At 68.2% G+C, this 21,115-nt stretch carries 24 protein-coding genes; 16 read left to right on the top strand and 8 right to left on the bottom strand.

Annotated elements, in window-relative coordinates:
- Positions 1 to 322: 322 nt before the first annotated feature.
- The 9 genes from ACFVIV_RS15300 to ACFVIV_RS15260 all read left to right on the top strand — a co-directional run bounded on the left by ACFVIV_RS15300 (position 323) and on the right by ACFVIV_RS15260 (position 8,526).
- Positions 323 to 1,009 carry a response regulator transcription factor gene (locus ACFVIV_RS15300; protein ID WP_379196541.1) on the top strand — a complete coding sequence of 229 codons (687 nt, stop codon included), beginning with the start codon at positions 323 to 325 and terminating at the stop codon, positions 1,007 to 1,009.
- A gap of 74 nt (positions 1,010 to 1,083) precedes the next feature.
- The gene (locus ACFVIV_RS15295; RefSeq protein WP_379196874.1) at positions 1,084 to 2,475 is read left to right on the top strand and encodes an ATP-binding protein; all 1,392 of its coding nucleotides are present in this window, start codon (positions 1,084 to 1,086) and stop codon (positions 2,473 to 2,475) included.
- A 553-nt stretch (positions 2,476 to 3,028) separates the two neighbouring features.
- Positions 3,029 to 4,213, top strand: a complete 1,185-nt coding sequence (locus tag ACFVIV_RS15290; RefSeq protein ID WP_379196872.1) for a S1C family serine protease — start codon at positions 3,029 to 3,031, stop codon at positions 4,211 to 4,213.
- Positions 4,214 to 4,239: 26 nt separating this feature from the next.
- Positions 4,240 to 4,806 (top strand): molybdenum cofactor biosynthesis protein B, encoded by a 567-nt coding sequence (locus ACFVIV_RS15285; RefSeq protein WP_379196870.1) that lies wholly within the window; start codon positions 4,240 to 4,242, stop codon positions 4,804 to 4,806.
- A complete protein-coding gene (locus ACFVIV_RS15280) occupies positions 4,803 to 5,018 on the top strand; it encodes a hypothetical protein (protein WP_379196539.1) in 216 nt (71 codons plus the stop codon). Before ACFVIV_RS15285 ends, ACFVIV_RS15280 begins: the two co-directional genes overlap by 4 nt.
- A gap of 342 nt (positions 5,019 to 5,360) precedes the next feature.
- Positions 5,361 to 6,038, top strand: coding sequence for an MspA family porin (locus tag ACFVIV_RS15275; protein ID WP_379196537.1), 678 nt, complete (start codon positions 5,361 to 5,363; stop codon positions 6,036 to 6,038).
- 61 nt (positions 6,039 to 6,099) lie between these two features.
- On the top strand, positions 6,100 to 6,774 hold the full coding sequence (locus ACFVIV_RS15270; protein ID WP_379196535.1) for an MspA family porin: 675 nt from the start codon (positions 6,100 to 6,102) through the stop codon (positions 6,772 to 6,774).
- A 338-nt stretch (positions 6,775 to 7,112) separates the two neighbouring features.
- Positions 7,113 to 7,793, top strand: a complete 681-nt coding sequence (locus tag ACFVIV_RS15265; protein ID WP_379196533.1) for an MspA family porin — start codon at positions 7,113 to 7,115, stop codon at positions 7,791 to 7,793.
- A 61-nt stretch (positions 7,794 to 7,854) separates the two neighbouring features.
- Positions 7,855 to 8,526, top strand: coding sequence for an MspA family porin (locus ACFVIV_RS15260; RefSeq protein ID WP_379196531.1), 672 nt, complete (start codon positions 7,855 to 7,857; stop codon positions 8,524 to 8,526).
- Positions 8,527 to 8,595: 69 nt separating this feature from the next.
- Here the strand turns inward: ACFVIV_RS15260 and mscL are convergent, their stop codons facing one another.
- The 4 genes from mscL to ACFVIV_RS15240 all read right to left on the bottom strand — a co-directional run bounded on the left by mscL (position 8,596) and on the right by ACFVIV_RS15240 (position 10,991).
- A complete protein-coding gene (gene mscL / locus ACFVIV_RS15255; RefSeq protein ID WP_379196529.1) occupies positions 8,596 to 9,003 on the bottom strand; it encodes a large conductance mechanosensitive channel protein MscL in 408 nt (135 codons plus the stop codon).
- A gap of 103 nt (positions 9,004 to 9,106) precedes the next feature.
- Positions 9,107 to 9,766, bottom strand: coding sequence for an SAF domain-containing protein (locus ACFVIV_RS15250; RefSeq protein WP_379196527.1), 660 nt, complete (start codon positions 9,764 to 9,766; stop codon positions 9,107 to 9,109).
- 204 nt (positions 9,767 to 9,970) lie between these two features.
- Positions 9,971 to 10,270, bottom strand: coding sequence for an FmdB family zinc ribbon protein (locus tag ACFVIV_RS15245; protein WP_379196525.1), 300 nt, complete (start codon positions 10,268 to 10,270; stop codon positions 9,971 to 9,973).
- Positions 10,271 to 10,340: 70 nt separating this feature from the next.
- Positions 10,341 to 10,991 (bottom strand): 5-formyltetrahydrofolate cyclo-ligase, encoded by a 651-nt coding sequence (locus ACFVIV_RS15240; protein WP_379196523.1) that lies wholly within the window; start codon positions 10,989 to 10,991, stop codon positions 10,341 to 10,343.
- A gap of 98 nt (positions 10,992 to 11,089) precedes the next feature.
- On the opposite strand from ACFVIV_RS15240, the gene ACFVIV_RS15235 reads away from it, so the two are divergent.
- The 5 genes from ACFVIV_RS15235 (at position 11,090) to glpR (ending at position 16,013) form a co-directional block, all read left to right on the top strand.
- Complete coding sequence (locus ACFVIV_RS15235; RefSeq protein ID WP_379196521.1) at positions 11,090 to 11,527, top strand: hypothetical protein; 438 nt, start codon at positions 11,090 to 11,092, stop codon at positions 11,525 to 11,527.
- A 241-nt stretch (positions 11,528 to 11,768) separates the two neighbouring features.
- Positions 11,769 to 12,722, top strand: a complete 954-nt coding sequence (locus ACFVIV_RS15230) for a UTP--glucose-1-phosphate uridylyltransferase (protein WP_379196519.1) — start codon at positions 11,769 to 11,771, stop codon at positions 12,720 to 12,722.
- 51 nt (positions 12,723 to 12,773) lie between these two features.
- Positions 12,774 to 14,033, top strand: coding sequence for a gephyrin-like molybdotransferase Glp (gene glp / locus ACFVIV_RS15225; protein ID WP_379196517.1), 1,260 nt, complete (start codon positions 12,774 to 12,776; stop codon positions 14,031 to 14,033).
- Between the two features lie 9 nt (positions 14,034 to 14,042).
- Positions 14,043 to 14,693 carry a GNAT family N-acetyltransferase gene (locus tag ACFVIV_RS15220; protein ID WP_379196515.1) on the top strand — a complete coding sequence of 217 codons (651 nt, stop codon included), beginning with the start codon at positions 14,043 to 14,045 and terminating at the stop codon, positions 14,691 to 14,693.
- A gap of 171 nt (positions 14,694 to 14,864) precedes the next feature.
- Positions 14,865 to 16,013 (top strand): gephyrin-like molybdotransferase receptor GlpR, encoded by a 1,149-nt coding sequence (glpR, locus tag ACFVIV_RS15215; protein ID WP_379196513.1) that lies wholly within the window; start codon positions 14,865 to 14,867, stop codon positions 16,011 to 16,013.
- A 59-nt stretch (positions 16,014 to 16,072) separates the two neighbouring features.
- On the opposite strand, the gene ACFVIV_RS15210 is transcribed toward glpR, so the two are convergent.
- From ACFVIV_RS15210 to ACFVIV_RS15200, 3 genes are all read right to left on the bottom strand, one after another.
- Entirely contained in the window at positions 16,073 to 16,456 is a 384-nt protein-coding gene (locus ACFVIV_RS15210; RefSeq protein ID WP_379196511.1) for a hypothetical protein, read from the bottom strand.
- A 210-nt stretch (positions 16,457 to 16,666) separates the two neighbouring features.
- Positions 16,667 to 17,551 (bottom strand): hypothetical protein, encoded by an 885-nt coding sequence (locus ACFVIV_RS15205; RefSeq protein ID WP_379196509.1) that lies wholly within the window; start codon positions 17,549 to 17,551, stop codon positions 16,667 to 16,669.
- Complete coding sequence (locus ACFVIV_RS15200; RefSeq protein WP_379196507.1) at positions 17,551 to 18,297, bottom strand: ParA family protein; 747 nt, start codon at positions 18,295 to 18,297, stop codon at positions 17,551 to 17,553. Before ACFVIV_RS15200 ends, ACFVIV_RS15205 begins: the two co-directional genes overlap by 1 nt.
- A 291-nt stretch (positions 18,298 to 18,588) precedes the next feature.
- On the opposite strand from ACFVIV_RS15200, the gene ACFVIV_RS15195 reads away from it, so the two are divergent.
- Positions 18,589 to 19,500, top strand: a complete 912-nt coding sequence (locus ACFVIV_RS15195) for a C40 family peptidase (protein WP_379196505.1) — start codon at positions 18,589 to 18,591, stop codon at positions 19,498 to 19,500.
- A 9-nt stretch (positions 19,501 to 19,509) separates the two neighbouring features.
- Here the strand turns inward: ACFVIV_RS15195 and ACFVIV_RS15190 are convergent, their stop codons facing one another.
- Positions 19,510 to 20,133 carry a TetR/AcrR family transcriptional regulator gene (locus ACFVIV_RS15190; protein WP_379196503.1) on the bottom strand — a complete coding sequence of 208 codons (624 nt, stop codon included), beginning with the start codon at positions 20,131 to 20,133 and terminating at the stop codon, positions 19,510 to 19,512.
- Positions 20,134 to 20,382: 249 nt separating this feature from the next.
- Here ACFVIV_RS15190 and ACFVIV_RS15185 point away from each other — a divergent pair, with 249 nt between their 5' ends.
- Complete coding sequence (locus tag ACFVIV_RS15185) at positions 20,383 to 21,093, top strand: helix-turn-helix domain-containing protein (protein WP_379196501.1); 711 nt, start codon at positions 20,383 to 20,385, stop codon at positions 21,091 to 21,093.
- Positions 21,094 to 21,115: the final 22 nt, after the last annotated feature.

The raw sequence follows: 21,115 nt of genomic DNA, 5'->3' as shown, positions 1-21,115 counted from the left end.
CCGTCGCCTCCGCTTTCAGAAGAGACCCCCGGGTCGTATGCGGTTGTACGGTTCGGGGATCGAACCCGCGCGGAACCAACTAGAGGTCTTTTTGTACGGCCTGCAACATACCGCGTGGGGTGAGTAACGGCAATTCGGACAACTCGTTGTACGAGACTCCGAATGCAGCCGCGCGCAACGTCTTTCGAATAGGCATAAGTGTTTCCATGACAACCGTTGGTAAGGCTTCCGCAAAAGCCCCAGGTCACCCCTGCATGTCTCTCGGCGTGTCGAAGGCAACCTTCTCAGTCACCTCTCAGTCGCTGTGGGCAGACTGGAGCCCATGCGCATTCTGGTAGTCGACGACGACCGCGCGGTCCGGGAATCGTTGCGTCGCTCGCTCACCTTCAACGGGTACACCGTCGACCTCGCCGTCGACGGCGTGGACGCCCTGGAGAAGACCGCCAGCCAGCGTCCCGACGCCCTCGTTCTCGATGTGATGATGCCCCGCCTGGACGGCCTGGAGGTGTGCCGCCGGCTGCGCAGCACCGGCGACGATCTGCCCATTCTGGTACTCACGGCACGGGATTCGGTCTCCGAACGCGTCGCCGGCCTGGACGCCGGCGCCGACGACTACCTACCCAAGCCCTTCGCGCTCGAGGAATTGCTGGCCCGGTTACGCGCCCTGCTGCGGCGCACCACCGCCGATGTCGCCGACTCCTCGGAGACCATGAAATTCGCCGACCTGTCCCTGGACCCGGTCACCCGCGAAGTGTGGCGCGGCGAACGCCAGATCAGCCTCACCCGCACCGAATTCTCGCTGTTGGAAATGCTCATGGCCAATCCGCGCCGCGTGCTCACCCGCAGCCGCATCCTGGAAGAGGTGTGGGGCTACGACTTTCCCACCTCCGGCAATGCTCTCGAGGTGTACATCGGCTACCTGCGCCGCAAAACCGAGGCCGACGGTGAACCGCGGCTCATCCATACCGTGCGCGGCGTCGGCTACGTGCTGCGCGAGACACCTCCGTAGGAGCCGGGCTCGTGGGTAGAACCGTTCCCCGGCGCACCGTGGTCGCCGGACTCACGCAGCGGTCCGAACCAGACATGCGCCCCCCGATGCCGCTCACCCGGTCGGTCTCGCTGCGCTGGCGGGTCACGCTGCTGGCCGCCTCGGTGGTGGCCGTGGCCGTCGCCTTCACCTCCATCGCCGCCTATGCGATGGTGGCGCGCTCGCTGTACGCCGATGTGGACACCCAGCTGCGCGCCCGCGCCTCGCTGATGATCGACAACAACTTCGACTCGCTCGGCTTCCAGTCGATCGTGCTCGCCGGCCTGTACTCCAGCGACGTCGGCGTGGCGCTCATCTTCCCGGACCTGTCGCCGTATGTGCCGCCGCAGAGCACCAATCCGCCCATCGGCAGCCAGGAACTGGCGGTGGCGCGCGGGGAGATCGGCTTCTCGCTGCGCACCGTCGACAATCAGCGCGTGCTGGCCCGGCGCACCCATTCCGGGTCCACCCTGGTGGTCTCGCAGCGCCTGCAACCCACCCGCGAAGTCCTGGACCGGCTCGCCTGGCTGCTGTTCGTGGTCGGCGGCTGCGGCGTCATGCTGGCGGCCGCCGCCGGAACGGCCGTGGGCCGCACCGGTTTGCGGCCCATCGCCCGGCTCACCGCCGCCACCGAGCGGGTGGCCCGCACCGACGATCTGACCCCCATTCCGGTGACCGGCGACGACGAACTCGCCCGGCTCACCGACAGTTTCAACACCATGCTGCGCGCCCTGGCCGAATCCCGGGAAAGGCAACGGCGATTGGTGGCCGACGCGGGCCACGAGCTGAAAACGCCGCTGACCTCGTTGCGCACCAATATGGAATTGCTCATCGCCTCCTCGCGCCCGGGCGCACCGCGCATTCCGGACGAGGACATGGCCGAACTGCGCTCCGATGTGATGGCGCAGATCGAGGAATTGTCCACGCTGGTGGGCGATCTGGTGGACCTGGCCCGCGAGGACGCCCCGGACACCGTGTACGAGGTGGTCGATATCGGCGATGTCACCGAGCGCGCCCTGGAACGCGCGCGGCGGCGGCGCACCGGCATCGAATTCGAGGCGCGCCTGCGCCCGTGGTTCGTCTACGGCCACGAGGCCGGGCTGGAACGCGCCATCCTCAATGTGCTCGACAATGCGGCCAAATGGAGCCCGGCGGGGGCCAAGGTGCTGGTCACCATGACCGAGAACCGCGGCCTGCTGGAGCTGTCGGTCGACGACGCCGGACCCGGAATCCCGCCCGCCGAACGCGAGCTGGTGTTCGAACGCTTCTACCGGACCACCGCTTCGCGCTCCATGCCCGGCTCCGGCCTGGGCCTGGCCATCGTGAAGCAGGTGGTGACCAAACACGGCGGCACCATCACCATCGACACCTCCGAACGCGGTGGTGCGCTGATCCGTATCGTTCTGCCCGGAGAGGGTGCGCCGCCCGCGGTCGCGGAGGAAAGTTAGAACCCTCCGGAAAAAGCAAGCACGGTCTCAGTCCGCTCTCAGTCGTCACCGCCAGTCTTGGCCAGGAGACTCGAGGAGAAACGAGAAAATGACCGAGGATTCGAAGGACACGCGGGACGCAGCAGGCTCCCAGGGCAATGCGGCAGGCTCCCAGGACAACAATGCCGCTCACGGCACTCCGGCCGATCCGGCCGCGCAGTCCACTCCGGCCGCCGCGGGTCCGGACGCCGGCGCGGACCACGGCCCGGCGAACTCGGCTCCCGGCGGTTCCGCCGATCCGGCCCCCGGCGCCGCGGCCCCGTCGCCGTACGGCGGCCACGGGTACGGCCCGGCCGGGCAGGGCTACGGCCCGGTCGCCGGTCACCCCTACGGTGCGCAGCCCTACGGCGGGGCCCCGGCCGGATACGGATCTCCCGAGACCTCGGGTGCGCATGCGACCCAGCAACTTCCGGCCGGTCCGTACGGGCCCGCGTATGCGGCGTCGGGGGCCGGATACGCCACCGGACAGCATCAGACGGGTCAGCACCAGACCGGGCACCATGCGACCGAGCCGATCTTCGGCGCGGGCGGCCCGGGTCAGCCGGGCGGTCCCGGCGCCGGATACCCGGTGCCGGGCGCACCGGCCCCCAAGCGCAACACCAGGACGGCGCTGGTCGCCGGCGCCCTGGCCCTGGCCCTGCTCAGCGGTGGCGTCGGCGGCGCCGTCGGCGCGCTCGCCACGCGCGACGGCGACGGCCATTCGACCGTCACCAATGCCCTCGACGCGCCGCGCAAGGTGAACGAGGTCGCCAATGCCCCCGAGGGTTCGGTGCAGGCGGTGGCCCAGAAGGTGCTGCCGAGCGTGGTCATGATCCAGGTCGCGGGCAACCGGGCCGCGGGCGAGGGCTCGGGCGTGGTGCTGTCCTCCGACGGGCTGATCCTCACCAACAATCACGTGGCCAATGGCGCGGGACCCAACGCCAAGATGGAGGTCTCCTTCAGCGACGGCTCCACCGCCTCGGCCACTCTGGTCGGCGCGGATCCGATCTCCGATCTGGCGGTCATCAAGGTCACCGACAAGAAGGACCTGACCCCGATCGAGCTCGGCTCCTCGGACAATCTGCAGGTCGGCCAGGCCGTGGTGGCGGTCGGCTCGCCGCTGGGCCTGGCCGGGACGGTCACCACCGGCATCGTCTCCGCGCTCAACCGCCCCGTATCCACCAGCGGTGAGGCGGGTTCGACCGGCACCGTCATCGACGCCGTGCAGACCGACGCCGCCATCAACCCGGGCAATTCCGGTGGTGCGCTGGTCGATATGAGCGGCAAGCTGATCGGCATCAACACCGCCATCGCCACCCTCGGCAGCGCGGAGGCCGCGGGCGCGCAGAGCGGTTCCATCGGTCTCGGCTTCGCCATTCCGGTCGACACCGCCCGCCGCGTGGCCGACGAGCTGATCAAGACCGGCAAGGCGACCTACGCGCAGATCGGCATCAAGGTGCGCGGCGAGGACGATGTCAACGGCGCCCGCGTGCTGGAGGCCACCCCGGACGGCCCGGCCGCCAAGGCGGGCATCCCCGGTGGCGCCATCATCACCAAACTCGATGACCAGCCGATCGATTCGGGCAATGCGCTGATCGCCGCGGTGCGGTCGCACAAGCCCGGCGACAAGGTCAAGGTGACCTACACCGACGAGCAGGGCCAGAACCAGAAGACCGTCGAGGTGACCCTCGGCGAGGCCGCAGTGGAGGGCGGACGATGATGATGCACGAGAGTGGGCGGGTCCCGATGCCCGCGATCCGGGTTCGTCCGGACGGGGAGTGGGAGCTGTTGTCGGGCAAGGGCGCTACGGTGAGCACCATGGAAATCGATGCCGCTGTGGCGGGCCGTGCTCTTGTCGTTGTGGTCGACGACCGAACCGCCCATGGCGGGGTGGACTCGCTGGGCCCGCTGGTGACCGAACTACTGACCGAGGCCGGGTTCCTGGTGGACGCCTCGGTGTCGGTGTCGGCCGATGAGGTCGAGATCCGCAATGCCCTCAATACCGCCGTCATCGGCGGCGTGGACCTGGTCATCTCGGTCGGCGGCACCGGTATGTCGCCGCGCGATGTGACGCCCGAGGCCACCGAGGAGGTGCTGGACCGGGTGCTGCCGGGCATCAGCGAGGCGCTGCGCTCGTCCGGTCTGGCCTCCGGTTCGCTCGATGCGGGCCTGTCCCGCGGGCTGGCCGGCGTCTCCGGCAGCACGCTCGTGGTGAACCTGCCGGGCTCGCGCGCCGCCATCCGCGATGGCATGGCCACCCTCGGCCCGCTCGCGAGCCGGGTCATCGATGAGCTCTCCGGCCTGGCGGAATGACCGCCGAGTCCGGGCAGCATCCCGATCAGCCCCGTCCGGCCGCGCGCCGGGCGGGGTCTCGTCGTCTCTCCGCCGCCGAGGCGGCGAAACTCGCGCGCATCTTCGGTGATGCGCTGCCTTCCACCACCTCCGACGAACGCACCCCCGAACCGGATTCGGGACAGTCCTCCGACGACTGGCTGCGTTCCCAGGTGCCTCCCCATCACGGCTGAGCCGTTCCCCCTTTTCCGTGCCTTTTCTGAGCACGCTCATTTTCGAGTCCGCTCACGGCCGAAGCCATTTCGTTATCACTTTCCCCGGTCGTGGGCGTTAAACCGATTCCCCGTAAATCATGGCGATTTCCGCATGTGCGCCCTGCTGTTGCCAAGCAATTGCTGATGTGGCTAGGGTCTCGATCGGGTCAACAAACCTACTAGTCCAAAGGGTTTGAGACGGCTGCTCGGGTATTGCGTGCAGGCAACTCGAGCGTTGCTCATTTGGGGATTGGCCTTGTAGGCGACCCAACCAGCTTCGGTGGTCGGAGCTGGTCGGTAGACAACCTGATGAGGGAAAGAATGAGCGAGAACCGCACCAGCGGTATCCGTCGCGCCGGCCGCGTCGCGGTCTTCGGCGCAGCCGCTTCCGTGGCCGTGGGTCTGCTGTCGACCGGCGCCGCGAACGCCGACGCCTTCGTGCCGTTGCCGGACGGCCAGAAGGCGAGCCCGGCGGGCGTCACCATCAGCCGCGTCGGCGAGCACGCCGTCATCTCGCCGTCGCTGGCCGCCAATGGCGCCGGTCGTACCGCGTGGGTGTCGGGCAAGGTCTTCGCCGACGTCACCAACACCCCCGAGGGCGAGGTCGGCCCCTGGAACGGCGCCACCAACGCCCCGGGCACCAACAACTCCTCCACCCACGGCGCGTCCCGCCTGACCACCGGCTACATCGTCGGCTGCCAGGTGTCCATCGCCGACGACGCCATCGGCGCCAAGGTCGGCGCCAGCGTCGATACCAGCGGCTTCGGCCTCAGCGGCGGCCTGAGCCTGAACCTCGGCCCCGGCCAGGTCAAGTTCGTCGCCATCCAGGGCAAGGACATCCTGAAGAACGGCACCTACGCGGTCGAATACCAGGACACGCCGATCGAGGTCAACGGTTGCGCGGGTTACGCGCAGGCGCGTGCGTACACCGTCGTCGAGATCATCGGCGACCACTACTCCAAGACCACCCTCTACGGGCAGCCGTTCAGCATCGGCTGACGTTTGGTCGCGACCAATTCAACTCTCGCGTAAGCGAATTCGACCCTAGAGGGAAATGCTCATGAACATTCGCAAGACTGCGGCCCGGGTCGCCGGCGTCGGCTTCGCGGCCACCGCCGCGCTGGGCCTGTTCTCCACCGGTGCGGCCAATGCCGACACCTTCGTCGCCCTGCCCGGCGGCGCGATCACCCAGACACTCTCCGACGGCACCGTGGTGACGGTTCGCCTGGTCGGCGAGTCCGCCAATATCAACCCGTCGATGGGCTCCACCCCGCTGCACCGCAACGCCTGGGTCTCCGGCTCCGCGCAGGTGCAGATCTCCGGCAACAACAGCAGCGTCGGCGGCAAGATCCTGCCCGGCTACGTGGTGGGCTGCCAGGTCAACATTGCCGGCGGCGGCGCCGAGGGCGGCGTCGAGGGCGGCGGCGCCTGGGAAGGCAACAGCGCGCCGACTGTCGGAGCCAGCACCGGCGGCGCTCTGACCCTCGGCCCGGGCCAGTCCAAGGCGTTCTACGTCCTGGACCTGGAGGCCGCGGACGACTACGGCAGCGAGGACCACTCGGCCAACAACAAGTTCAAGGGTTCGAACGGTTCGGTCACCTGGGCCGACGAGACCATCGGCCTGAACGGTTGCGGCGGATACGCCCAGGCGCGTGCGTTCGTGTCCGTGAAGGTCGAGACCGACAATGTCGTCGGCACGGTCACGCTCTGGGGTCAGCCCTTCAGCCTCGGCTGATTCGACTGCCTCCCGGCTGATTCGAGAACCGCTTCGGCGGATTCGTTCCAGCTCAGCGGATCTTCAAGGGGTCCGGTGCTTTAGCACCGGGCCCCTTTTGCTATTCATAGCCTTCTCGGCATAGCCGCGGGTAGTTGTAGATCCGTCCAACTTCTCTTCTCTCTCACGAGTCAAACGTCACACTTGTGATGTAAAGTGCCCACCGTCGCTACGTGAAAAGAATTCGTTAGCAGTAACACAGCGGCAACAATGTGGCGACAAACTTACCCGGGTTCCTCGAGAACCCATTTCAGCTCCGGTGGTCGGGGCTGACCGCAAGAAACCTGATGAGGGGAAGTATGAGCGAGAACCGCACCAACGGTCTGCGTTCCGGAGCCCGTTTTGCGGGTGTCGGCGCGGCCGCTGCCGTGGCCATCGGCCTGTTTTCGACTGGTGCTGCAAGTGCCGACACCTTCGTGCCGTTGCCGGACGGCCAGAAGGTGGCTCCCAGTGGGACCGTGACCATCACCCGTACCGGTGAGCACGCCATCGTGTCGCCGTCGCTGGCTGCCAATGGCGCCGGCCGTACCGTCTGGGTCAGCGGCAATGCCGTTGCCGACGTCGCCGAAACCCCCGAGGGTGAAGCCGGTCCGTGGAACGGCCCGACCAATAACCCGGGCACCAATAACTCCTCCACGCACGGCGTTTCGCGCCTGAGCACCGGCTACATCGTCGGCTGCCAGGTGTCCATCGCCGATGACGCCATCGGCGCCAAGGTCGGCGCGAGCGTCAACACGGAGGGCTTCGGCCTCAGCGGTGGCCTGAGCCTGAACCTCGGCCCCGGCGATGTGAAGTGGGTTGAGGTCCAGGGCAAGGACATTCCGAAGGCGGGCGTCTACTCGGTCGAGTACATGGACGCCGAAATGGAAATCCAGGGTTGCGCGGGGTACGCCCAGGCACGGTCGTACACCGTCGTCGAGATCATCGGCGACAACTACTCCAAGACCACCCTCTACGGCATGCCGTTCAGCATTGGCTGACGTGGTCCGACCCGCAAAAACTCTTCTCGCGCAAGCGAATTCAACCCCTGAGGGAACAAGAATGAACATCCGTAAGACCATGGCGCGGGTGGCCGGTGTCGGTGCCGTCGCTACCGCCGCTCTCGGCCTGTTTTCCGCCGGCGCCGCCAACGCCGACACCTTCGTGCCGCTGCCGGGCGGCGAGATCACCAAGACCCTGTCCGACGGCACCGTGGTGACGGTCAAGCTGGTCGGCGAATCGGCCCTCATCAGCCCGTCCATGGGTTCCACCCCGGTCCACCGCAACGCCTGGGTCTCCGGCTCCGCGCAGGTCGAGCTGTCCGGCGCCAATGGCGAGGTGGGCGGCAAGATCCGTCCCGGTTACGTCGTCGGCTGCCAGGTGAACATCGACGGCGGCGGCGTCGAGGGCGGCGTCTCCGCCAGCGGTAAGTGGGAAGGCAACGGCGGCGACGTGGGAGCCTCCACCGGCGGCGCGCTGAGCCTCGGCCCCGGCCAGGCTGCCAAGTTCTACCTGCTCGACCGCGAGGTTGCCGATGACTACGGCAACGAGGATCACTCCGGTAAGAACACCTTCAAGGGCACCCACGGCTCGGTGACCTGGGCCGACTCCACCATCGGCCTGAGCGGCTGCGGCGGGTACGCGCAGGCGCGCGCCTTCGTCCAGGTGCAGGTCGAGACCGACAACATCATGAGCTGGGTGACCCTGTGGGGCGCCCCGTTCAGCCTCGGCTGATAGTCACGGCGTAAGACGAATGGGCCCGGCGCTTTTCGCGCCGGGCCCATTCGCTTTTTCTGTGGCGCTTCAGCTTTCGTGCTTTCCGCCGCCGCTGGCATTGCCGCCCGCGGCGAGAAGATCGCGAATCTGGTGCAGCAGTTCGTTATCGGTGAGGGCCGTATCGGACTTGCCCCAGCGCTGCCTGGCGCGGTTGGCCGGAGCCACCAGGATGAAGTACAGCAGCGCCGCGATGATGACGAAGTTGAGGGCCGCGGTGATGATGGGTCCTATGGCGATGAAGGTCGCCGGTTTGTCGGCCACCAACTGGAAACCCAGGCCGAGTTCGTCGGACCCGCCGAATACCGCGAGCAGCGGATTGATCACGCCCTCGCTGAAAGCGGTGACGATGGCGACGAACGCGGTACCGATGACCACGGCCACCGCCAGATCGACGACATTACCGCGGAGTAGAAAATCCTTGAAACCCTTGAGCATTGCCGGAAACTCCTCTGCGTGATAGCCGGTGGAGCCTTGGGGTGCTGCGATAGAGCTCGGGTAACTGCGAATATCGGCGATGCTAGTTCACCCCGCCCGCACGTCAATGGAACACCACGGTCAGCGCGCTGCGCAGCGATGCCGCCGCCACCACGGTCGCATGCCGCGCATCCATGGCCACCAGTACCACCCGCTCCCGTTCCCCGGCGCCCTCCCGCCCCCGTGCCCCGCCATCCCCCGGCGCCAGCACGACCGCGGCATCCGACACCAGCAACCGCGCCCCCCGCCCCCCGTTCCCGCCCTCATCGAACGCCACCACATCCACCCGATCCCCGGCCCGCAGCACATCCGCAACAGCATTGTCCGCCAACCGAATCGGAACAATCCGACCATCCGCCACCCCCGCGGCCACCGCCGCCAACCGCGGCCCCACCACCCGCAACTCGGTGACGATCTCCCCTTCGGCCACCGCCCCGCTCAACGTCGCCCCACGCAGCCGATCCGACTCCCGAACGGCCCCGGCGGGCAGCGCATCCGTCTCCCGCGGCACCCGCCGCAAATCCCCCTCCGCGAGGACATGCCCCGGCGGCAACTCCCGCGCTGCCACCACCACCTCGGTCCGCTGCTCCCCGGGATCCCCCCGCACCGCGACAACCGCCGCGACCACCAATAACCCCACCGCCGAAACCCGCCGCGCCAGCACACTATCCACCCGGCCGCAGAACCCCGCACCCCCGAATTCGAACCGACGAAGTCGTTCCATGTCACGCACCCTACGGCCACGCCGATACCCCCAGCCGCAGCAATTCACGCACCTGTGGACAACCAAACAGATGTGAAAATCCCCCCACCGCGCTGCCGACCAGAGCCGGGTTTCCGGGGCTCGGCCGCGCCCAGCTCTTCGAACTACGCGGGTTCCGGGGGCCTGGCCCCGCCCTCTTTCTTTTCGCGCCGACGGCGCGGGTGCTCAGGCCGCGGAGGTGCTGGAGGTGCTCGCCGTGGCGGCGGCGGGGGTCGAGGTGCTCGACGCGGAGCTCGCGCTGCTGCTGTCCGAGGTGGACGGCTTGGCCGGCTCGGCGGAGGTGGACCCGTTGCGGCTGTCGGTGCGGTAGAACCCGCTGCCCTTGAAGACGATGCCGACCGAGTTGAAGAGCTTGCGCAGCTTGCCGCTGCACTGCGGGCACGTGGTCAGCGCGTCATCGGAGAAGGACTGCACGATGTCGAACTTGTTGTCGCACTCGGTGCACGCATACGAGTAAGTAGGCATCGGGTAACCTCCACAGTCTTCGTCGATTTAGCACTCTACAGCTGACAGTGCCAACACTGTCAATCGGGTGTCAATTCCCGGCGCGTTCGCCGAGCTCGAGCAACCCGCCGCCGGGCGTCAGCGCCCACCCCATTCGATGGTCGTGCGCCTCTTCCGGCAAATGGTCGACGAGCTCATCGTCGCGCACCACGGCGATCAATCGCGCATCGGCCCGGCAGGCCCCCAGACTGCGGTCGTAATAACCCGCCCCGCGGCCCAATCGCACACCCCGGTGATCGACCGCCAATGCGGGAACCAGAATCACCTCGGCTTTCGCCAGGGCATCGGCCACCGACTCCCCATCGGGCTCCGACAATCCGAACCGCCCCCGCCGCAACCGCTCCGGCCCCAGATACTCCGCCCAGTCGAGCGGCCCCGGTTCCCCGGTCACCGGCAGCAGCACCCGCGCCCCGCCGGCGCGCAGCGCGTCCAGCATGGCCACCGACCCCGGCTCACCGCCGACCGGCACATACGCGCACACCCAGGCCGCGCCGATCGTCCCGGCGGTCGCCGCCAGCGCCGCGGCCTCTCGCTCCCGCACGGCCGCGGGCACCGCCTTGCGCCGCGCCAGGATCTCCTCCCGCCACGCCTTCTTGTCCTCGCCGCCACCGATCACGCCCCAACGATATGCGCCCGCACGCCGGCGCCGACCGAACGGTTCGCCGAGAGTGCGCTTCGTCATGCCGATGCGATCCTGGCCGGAATCCACCACGCCGCCCGGAGATCCCGGCCCCGAGCACGCCGGGATGACGGGGCGGAGGACCACCGCTGCTGGCGCTGGTGGCATTGCGGGCGATCGCCGGGCAGGTCTTCCAGCCCGCCCGCGCTGCCACGGCCACCGCCGACCCCGCAGCGGCCGAATCTGCTCCCGCACGGGCTGATTCCGTGCCGGCGGAGGCCGAGCCCGTTCCGGCCGAGCCCGTTCCGGCAGGGGCGGAGCGCAATGCCGCGGAGCGGAGCCCAACGCCGCAGGGGACGCGGATCGCGGCCATGGATGTGGCCGCCAATACGCTGATTCAGCGTTCGGTTCCGGCGCGGATGCTGGGCCGGGTCTTCGGAAGTCTGTACGGCGCTATCGGTGTCGCGGTGGCGCTGTCGTATCTGGGCGGCGGTCTGCTGCTGGATCTCACCGATCCGCGCACGGCGCTCGTGGCGGCGGGTGCGGGCGGGTTGATCGCGACCGCGGCGACGGCGCTGGCGTTGCGGCGTTCCGGCTGATTGCGCAGGTTGTGGGGTTTTGCACGGTTTGCGGGCGGCACAAAGGGGATAACAACCAGAGTGTGGCGCTTTGCACTATTGGCGCGGTTGCCGCGGGTGCGCACCCGCTTCGGGGGTGCGAAGTTGCCCGCTACCGTGCCGTTCGATGCGCTCCGAACGGGCGCGCCGCTTAGGCTTCCTGGGAACTCGGAGCGGCGATGACGGACGCTCCGGTGCGTAAACGGATGGATAGGGTGAGTTCATGACAGCTAATGGCGGCGGAACCGAGTCGTGCTTCCGCACCGCGGTGGTGCCCGCGGCGGGGCTCGGCACGAGGTTCCTGCCCGCGACCAAGACGGTGCCCAAGGAGCTGCTACCGGTGGTCGACACCCCGGGCATCGAATTGGTCGCCGCCGAGGCCGCGGAGTCCGGCGCCAATCGGCTGGTGATCGTGACCTCGCCCGGAAAAGACGGCGTGGTCGCGCATTTCGTCGAGGACCTGGTGCTGGAGAGCACCCTGGCCGAGCGCGGCAAGTTCCATCTGCTGGAGAAGGTGCGCAAGGCCCCGGCCCTGCTGGACGTGACCTCGGTGGTGCAGGAGGAGCCGCTCGGGCTGGGTCATGCGGTGGCACAGGCGGAATCGGTCCTCGACGCCGATGAGGACGCCATCGCGGTGCTGCTGCCCGACGATCTGGTGCTGCCCAGCGGCGTGCTCGGCGTCATGGCCAAGGTGCGCGCCAACTACGGCGGTTCCGTGCTGTGCGCCATCGACGTGCCGAAAGAGCAGGTCAGCGCGTACGGCGTCTTCGATGTGGAGGTGCCCGAGGGCGCGCCCGCGGATGTGCTGAAGGTCAACGGCATGGTCGAGAAGCCGGCCCTGGCCGATGCGCCGTCCACCTATGCCGCGGCCGGCCGCTACCTGCTCGACCGCGCCATCTTCGACGCGCTGCGCCGGATCACCCCGGGCGCGGGCGGGGAACTGCAGCTGACCGACGCCATTGCCCTGCTGATCGCGGAGGGCCATCCGGTGCACGTGGTGGTGCATCGTGGGTCGCGACACGATCTGGGCAATCCGGGCGGTTATCTTCGTGCTGCGGTCGATTTCGCTTTGGAACGAGAGGAATACGGTCCGGCCCTGCGCGAGTGGCTCGAGCAGCGGCTGAGCCCGGGCTGGCAGAGTCACTGGACCGATCCGCAGCTGCCCTCTTGCGAATAACGAAGTACGCCGTGTCGAGGTGTGCAGTGTGCGAGATCAGGGAAGGGCGGCATGCGCTCGGTTGAGGATCAGCAGATCAAGGTGACCGCGGCGGCCGTCGCGCCGCGGCCGGTGCGGGTGGCCATTTCGGAGGCCCAGGGACTGCTGTGTGCCGAGGACGTGGTGACCGAGCAGCCGCTGCCCGGCTTCGATCAGGCGGCCATCGACGGCTACGCGGTGCGCAGTGTGGACGTGGCCGGCGCGGGCGCGAACATCCGTGACGAGGACGGCAATGCGGTCGACCTCTCGCTGCCGGTGGTGGGCGAGGTGGCGGCCGGTTCCCGGCAGCCGATCCGCCTGCAGCCGCGTCAGACGGTCCGGGTGGACACCGGCGCGCCGCTGCCCACGCTCGCCGATGCCGTGCTGCCGCTGGATTTCACCGATGGCGGCCGGGCCCGGGTCAAGGTCTACGAGCCGGTGCGTTCCGGCGATTACGTGCGCCGCATAGGCGATGACGTGCAGCCGGGTGATCTGGCGGTGCGGGCGGGCACCATTATCGGCCCGGCGCAGGTGGGCCTGCTGGCCGCGGTGGGCCGGGACAAGGTGCTGGTGCATCCGCGGCCGCGGCTGTCGGTGCTGTCGGTGGGCGGCGAGCTGGTCGATATCGACCGCACGCCCGGTCCGGGCCAGGTCTACGACGTGAATTCCTACGCGCTGGCGGCCGCCGCGCGCGACGCGGGCGCCGATGTGAATCGCGTCGGCATTGTCAGCGGCGATCCCAAGCGGCTGCGAGATGTGGTGGAGGGCCAGCTGGTTCGCTCCGAGGTCGTGGTGATCGCGGGCGCGGTCGGCGGCTGGGCCTCGGAGCAGATCCGGGAGGCCCTGGAGGGCCTGGGCGAGCTGGAGATCACCCGGGTGGCCATGCATCCGGGTTCGGTGCAGGGTTTCGGCCTGCTCGGCCGCGATGAGGTGCCGACCTTCCTGCTGCCGTCGAATCCGGTTGGCGCGCTGGTGGTTTTCGAGGTGATGGTGCGGCCGCTCATTCGCATCGCGCTGGGCCGCCGCCATCCCATGCGCAGGGTGGTGCGGGCCCGCACGATTCTGCCGATCGCCTCGATTCCGGGCCGTCGCGGCTATCTGCGCGCCCAGCTCATGCGGGACGAGCAGACCGGCGACTATCTGGTGCAGCCGCTGGGCGGGCCGAACGGCGCGTCCTCGCATCTGCTGGCCACCATGGCCGAGGCCAACAGCCTCATCGTGATCGATCCGGATGTCACCGAGGTGCGCACCGGTGACGAGGTGCGGGTCGCTTTCCTCGCGCAGCGCGGGTAGGGCATGGACATGAACGTCTTCCGGGCCGGCCAGCATCCGGGGTGGCCCGCGCATCTGGGGCCGGTCCGGGTGGGCGCTGGTCAAGTCACCTTGCGCCCCATCAGATTGCGGGACGCGGCGGCGTGGAGCCGGATCCGCACCCGGGATCGGGAGTATCTGGAGCAGTGGGAGCCGACCGGCCGCGGGGCCTGGGAGGCGCGCAATCATGCCGGGAACTGGCCGTCGTTGTGGTCGAGCCTGAAGGCGGAGGCCCGCCGGGGCGCGATGATTCCGCTGGTGATCGAGGTCGACGGGAATTTCGGCGGGCAGCTCACGGTGGGCAATATCGTGCGCGGCGCGCTGCGGTCGGCGTGGATCGGCTACTGGGTGGCCCGGGATCTGAGCGGCCAGGGCGTGGCGACGGCGGCGCTGGCGCTGGGGCTGGACCATTGCTTCGGCGAGGTGGGCCTGCATCGGGTGGAGGCCACGGTGCGCCCGGAAAACCTTGCCAGCCAGGCGGTTCTGCGCAACGTTGGCTTCCGTGAGGAAGGGCTGCTGCGCCGCTACCTGGATGTGGACAATGCCTGGCGGGATCATCTGCTGGTGGCCATGACGGTGGAGGAAGTCTCGGGCACGGTGGTGGACAGGTTGATTCGCTCCGGCCGCGCGGCGAAGTCTTGACACACCCCAATAACAATCCACCCGGTATGTAAATCGTGTGACTACTGTGGCAGGTGTTGACGGCGCGCCTGCGGGTTATTCCTGAGGCATCGAATTAACCTACGCACGTCGGTGGTGTGTCCACATGACGTCGAAGGGATACTGCTGGCGGGGACTGGAGGTGTGAGCACGATGCCGAATTCGATCTTGTGGATCGGGTTGGTCGTGCTCTGGGTGTTCGTCTTGTTCCCGATGCTGGCCGACCGGCATCCTCGTATTCGTCAGCACACCGAGGCCGCGCTGAGCACCAGGGTGTTGCACCGCGGGGATGCCAAGCGACGCACCAGAAAAGGTCCGGCCACCGGACACGACACCGACCCGGACTACGTGCCGGTTCGCAGGAAGCATCACCACGATGATCCGGAGGATCGGATGACCAGATCGGACGACAGCCGCACAGCTGAATCGGACGACGAGGATTTCGACACCGCCCGCGAACGTGATACGGAGAGCAGCACTTCCGCGACCGCGGACGCCGGGGTGAGCGCCGAAACCGCCGGGGAGCCGGAAGCGGCGGAGACCGAGCCGGAGACCGCCGAGCTCGACCATGATGCCGACGACAGCGAATCCGAGTCCGAGACAGCCGAATCCGACCGGGACGACCAGCGCGAGGACGATCTCGCCGAGGAGCCGGAATTCGCCGGCGAACCCGAGGAGCCGGAGGAGCCCCGCAGATCCGAAGCCCCGCTGCGGGCCCGCATTCCCGCTGTGCGCGACGAGGACTCCGAGAATGACGAGCGCGAGGCCCGCGACGACCTCGACGAATCCGAGGAGGACGACGAGGATTTCGTGCCGACCCGGCGCGGCCGCGGCGGCTACGACCCGGAGGCCGATGCCATTGCCCGCGCGGCCCGCTACACCTTCCGCCAGCGCGCCGTCCTGGGCCTGGTGCTGAGCACCGTGGCCTTCGCCGCGGGCGGGTTCCTGCTCTCGGCCGGATTGTGGTGGCTGTGCGCGCTTTCCGGCGTCGTACTGGTCGCCTATATGGCCTATCTGCGCCGCCAGGTGCAGCTGGAGGAGGACATCCGCCGCCGCCGCGCCGAGCGCCTGTCCCGCCGCCGCAAGCGGCAGGCCGAGGACGAGGAGCAGGCGCGCCGGGCTCCCGAGCGCCCGGTCTTCGACCGCGAGTCGGCGCGCACCCAGCTGCGCCGGGCCGTCCTGGTCGAACCCGATGACGAGGATCCGTCCTTCGAACATCTGGAACTGTTCGACGCCGCGACCGCGCGCGCGGCCCGCACCCGGGCTTCGGGCGGCCGGGAACGCCGTGCGGTGGGCGAATAACCGCTGACACGAGAACGGGCGCCCGATCGAATCGGGCGCCCGTTTCGTGTTCGTGGTGCCTACCAGTGCTGGGCGATCAGCACCTGTGCGCCCGGATCGACGGGGCTGGCGGGATTGAGGACGACGATGGCGGATTGCCCGCCGTGCGCCGCGGCCTCCGCGATGATCTGCTGATCGCTGGCGTAGGTGCTGCCGTCGGGCAGCGCGAGCTGTGATTCCGGATCCATTTCCACGCGATGCCCGGTCGGGGGGACCAGGGCGTCGATGGCCCCGGGGACGGGGCTGTTGGCGAGCGCGGCGGTCTCGGCGGGATTCAGGATGAGGCCGATGCCGTTGTCGGTGCTGACGGGTGCGACGGCGGCCGCGGTGCCCGCGCCGAGGGTGAGGGCGGCGGCCAGGCCGAGGGTTCCGGTGGCGGCGACTGCGAGGGGATGGATGCGCATGAAGTGCTCGCTTTCTCGGATGGGATGGAACGAGCCGGCTGTGCACCAGTTTGCATAGCTAATTGCTATTGAAGGAAGGGCTTGTACCCGCAATCACGAATTGCGGAACGAGTGAGGTGGATCGCAATCGCGCGGCGGAAACGGTGGCTGAACGGGGTGTAAACAGCGGAAGGGCCCGGCCGTGGCCGGGCCCTTCTGGCAACCCCAGGGCTACCGCGTGGCTACGGGAATTTGCTTCTCGATGAGTTCGGCCATGGTCCGGAGTTTGGCCGCGAATTCGCGGGCGGCCGCCGGATCGTCGGTCGAACCCTTGACGACCTTCTGGGTGAGGGCGGTCAGGCGCGATTCGGCGGTGCTGAACAGATCGGGGGTGCGCGAATTCTCCTCGGGCAGGTCGCCGCGCAGCCAGGACCGCAGCCGGTCCACCACATCGCCCTCGTCGTAGTCGTCGGGGAGCAGCGCCACGGCCTCCCGCAGCTTGCCCGCGGTCACCTTCACATCGGCGGCGAGGGTGGTGTAGACGGTGACCGCGGCGTCCTCGCCGTAGGCGGCGGCGACCGGGAGCAGTTCCCGGATCTGCCCCTCGTTGATGGACGGCGCGAGCGGATGCAGCCGGGCCGCCAGCGGCCAGGCCCGGATCAGCTTGTGCGCGTAGGAGCGCTGCATATCCCAGCGCTTCTCCACATAGTCGTCGAAGCTGGCGTGGTCGGCCCGGTAGAGGCGGCCGTCGCGCACGATCTGCAACGCGCGCCCGGCGGTCCAGAAGGCGACCCGCAGGGCGTCGATGGAGGATTCGCAGACCTCGAGCTGTTCGAGTTCCCCGGTGCTGAGCGGTCCGTCGCCGGGTGCGGGCAGCGGCATGGTCAGCACGCTGGGCGGCGGATCGGCGGGCGCGGACTCGACGACCGTGCGCGCCGGTGCGGGTGCCGCCGCCGGTTCGGCGCTCTCGGGTTCGTCCATTCGCGTTGCGCCCGGCCGCCATTCGGCGTCCCGCAGCGGGGAGACCGGGGGAGTGTGCTCGGCCTCGTCGGCCAGCGGATTGCGCGCGGGTGCGGCGGTGCCGCCGATGGAGCTCTTGCGTCGCTGCGGCGGCATCAGGCGGGCACCTCCACCGGAACCCGCTCGGCCAGTGCGGCATCCAGATATGGCTGAATGAGTTCATCGCCGACCTGGCGGTATTCGCCGAGATCCTCCAGGGGATTCTCGGCCCCGTCGCCGACCTCGCCGTCGGCGGCCTCGCGATACCACTTCCACGCGCTGACGTAGGACTCGAAGACGTCGTAGCCGGCGTCTTCGAGATTGCCGCGCTGGGAACGGTATTCGGTGGAGACATTGACGCCGTTCTTCATGGTGACCGGCACCTTGGTCATGAGCACGCGCACGCGGATGGCGCGGTCGCTCGCCGCGGCGGCCTCCTCGGCGGCCCGGTAGGTACTGGGCACGCGTTTGACCTCGGAGGGGCTCACGCTGGTGACCAGGATGAGCTCATCGCTCTGCGGGACGGCGGCTTTGAAGATGTCGGCGGATTCACCGCCGGCGTCGACAATGATGACGTCGTATTTCCCGGCATTGTCGGTAATGCAGTCGTTGACGTGCCGGGAGGGAAAGGCGATGAGTTCGAAGGGGACCGGGATCTCCGCCTTCTGCAGTCGCCGATACCAGGAGTAGCCGGTCTGGCTGAGCGGGTCGGCGTCGATGACCAGCACGCGCTGCTGGTGGGCGGTGGCGAAATACGAGGCCAGGAAGAAGGCCGAGGTCGTCTTGCCGACGCCGCCTTTGAGATTCCCGAGGGTGACCACGAGGGGGTCGGGGAGTTCGGGCAGTGCAACGGAATTCGTCATTGATCCTCCGGGTGATGAGGAGGGCACTTGAACGCGATCAGTCTCACACGGGGCCGACCGCGGGGCCCGGATTGCTCCGCTGTTTCGCGCGCATTTCTCCAAAATCGAGCTGTGTCCAATTGGACACAGCCGTAAATGTTTACGATTCCGTTATGAATAACATGTGTGTCATTCGTTGCAGCCCATGCAAAACGGGCGTTCCATGCAACGTGGATCTGCTGGGAGTACCGAGATGTTCGTGATTGATGAACGGAAACCGAAGAGCTTCACGCTGAATCGGAGGACCGCATCATGGAAAGCATCGGTGACAGACAGTCGGTTCGTTTTCTTCCGCGACTGAGCTGGAAGGGCCTGGTGACGGGCTTGCTCGGCACAGCGGCCGTCGGTGCGGCGCTGGTGTTCACCGCAGGTGAAGCCGAGGCCGGGCCGGTGACCGTCCCGGGTATCGGCCAATTCGATATTCCCGAGGGAATCGAATTCCGTCCCGTGACGATTCCGGGCGTCGGTAATTTCGAGGTGCCGCAGCTGGTTTCGATCACGGAACCCGCCGCACCCGAAACCCTTCCTGTCACCCCCGGAGAATCGATTCCGGCCGGCGCCCCGGAAATCATGCCGAGCGCGCCCGCGGATTTCGAGACCGCGCCCGGAACCATTCCCGTGGCGGCCCTGCCCGAATCGATGCCCGCTCCCCGGACCGGTTCGGTCCCCAACTCCGCGCCCGCGCCCGCGGCTCCGGAATTCCGCTCGGTGACCGTCGAGGGTCTCGGAGTTTTCGCGGTGCCGAACAGCCTGCCCCCGCTGACCGGAATTCCGGGCGTCACCGATGCCGCCACCATCGCGCCGGCTCCGCTCGCGCCCAAGACGACCGGCGAGCGCGCGGTCGAGGCGGCCTACTCCAAGCTCGGCGCCGGCTACAGCTCCGGCGCGGTCGGCCCGGATTCCTTCGACTGCTCCGGCTTCGTGCAGTGGTCCTACGCGCAGGCCGGTGTGGATCTGCCCCGCACCAGCTACTCGCAACTGGATGCCGGAACCCCGGTCGCCATGGACGAATTGCAGCCGGGCGATCTGGTCTCCTTCTACGGCGGCGGCCACTCCGCGCTCTATGTCGGCGACGGTCAGGTCATTCACGCCACCACCTACGGATCGGGTGTGCAGGTCTCGCCCATCGAGAACATGCCGGTGACCGGAGCGCGCAGGTTCTGAGCGCCGGCCCTATCCGGACGTGCGGACCGCGACCCCCTGGGTGAGCATGCCGACGAGCATGGCAACGATATTGTCCTGCACCTCGATTCGCTCGGCCGCCGTGTCGAACCGCTGCCGCTCGTAGTCGGCGAGCAGAGCGAACATGGCGGTGCTCATGGCGGTGAGGCGATAGCGGCGCAGCGCGGGCGGCAGCGGTGGCATGGTGCGGTAGATGCGGTCGATCAGGGTCAGTGTCGCCGGCCAGACCGTCTTGTCGTGCAGGTTGCGGATGCCGACGGCGGGGTGGGTGCGGGCCTGTTCCAGGAAACGCGCGTAATGCGTGGAGCCCGCGGCGTAGGGGATATCGAACAGCGGGCGGATCAGCATGCCGACGAGTACATCGACGGAATCCGGTGCGCCGGAACCCTTGTGGGCGGCGAGCAGGGCGGTGCGGCGGTTCTCCAGCGCCGGTTGATGGCGTTCGATGATGGCGGCGATGAGCCCGTCCCGATTGCCGAAGTGGTAGTGCACCGCGGAGTTGTTGCGCTGTCCGGCGGCGACGGCGATATCGCGCAGGGCGACATCGGGTCCGTGTTCGGCAATGGCCCGTTCACCGGCGAGCAGCAGCAGTTCTCGGGCGTCGGGGCTGGTCACCCGGGAACTATAGCGCTGCCCCGGGGAGCGGCCCCATTGTTCGAGGCATAGCGAACGCTACGTTGCGTTCGCAAGCTCGAATACGTCGGATTGCATTCGAAATCTTTTGACTGACAACAAGTTTCGTAACACTGCCAGGGCAATGATTGCGCAGCCTAGTACAGGCGGGTTGGTGCTGTGTTGCAATAAACGAAGCGGTTGCGTCGATCGGGGCCGCACGCGGGAGCCGAGACGGAGGAGGGGTGCCGCATGCCGGGTGGAAGACTCACGCCCGATGACCGCCGGCTGATCGCCACGGGTTTGTCGCAGGGGCTCGGATACGCGGAGATCGCCCGTCGGCTGGGCCGCCCCACCTCCACCATCAGCCGCGAGGTGAGCCGCAATGGCGGTCCGGGCCGCTATCGCGCGGATCTCGCGCACGCCGCCACCGTGGTGCGCTCGCGGCGGCGGGTGCCCCGGGTCAAACGCGTCGAAAAGCCCGCCGACGCGGATCAATTCGGCCGCAGCCCCGAGGTCGTCGCCGAATTCAGCGCCCAGCTGGGGGAATTGTTCACCCGGACGGGCATGCCCAAGATGGCCGCCATGGTGCTGGCGCGCATCTACGCCGCCGATTCCGGCAGCGTCACCGCCGCGGATCTGGTGCGGCACTTGCGGGTCAGTCCCGCGACGGTCTCGGCGGCCGTGGGTTATCTGGAGGGCCAGGAGCTGATTCATCGCGAGCGCGACGCCGGTACCCGCCGCGACCGCTACTTCATCGACGAATTTGCTTGGTACAGAACAACTCTCGCAGTCGCCAAAGTCAATGAACTACTGGCGGCGAAGGCTCGGGAGGGCGCTGCTTCGCTCGGTGCGGATACACCGGCGGGCACCCGGCTGCTCGGTATGGGGGAGTACCTGGAAAAGGTCGGTCTCGACCTGATCCGGTCCGCGGAACGCTGGCGGGCGCAACTCGGCGGGTGAGTATTTACATACATACGGTATG

This window comes from Nocardia sp. NPDC127526, assembly GCF_042672265.1.
Taxonomy (GTDB): domain Bacteria; phylum Actinomycetota; class Actinomycetes; order Mycobacteriales; family Mycobacteriaceae; genus Nocardia.
The sequence above is the reverse complement of the archived record's forward strand: the minus strand, read 5'-3'. Positions and strand labels throughout refer to the sequence as shown.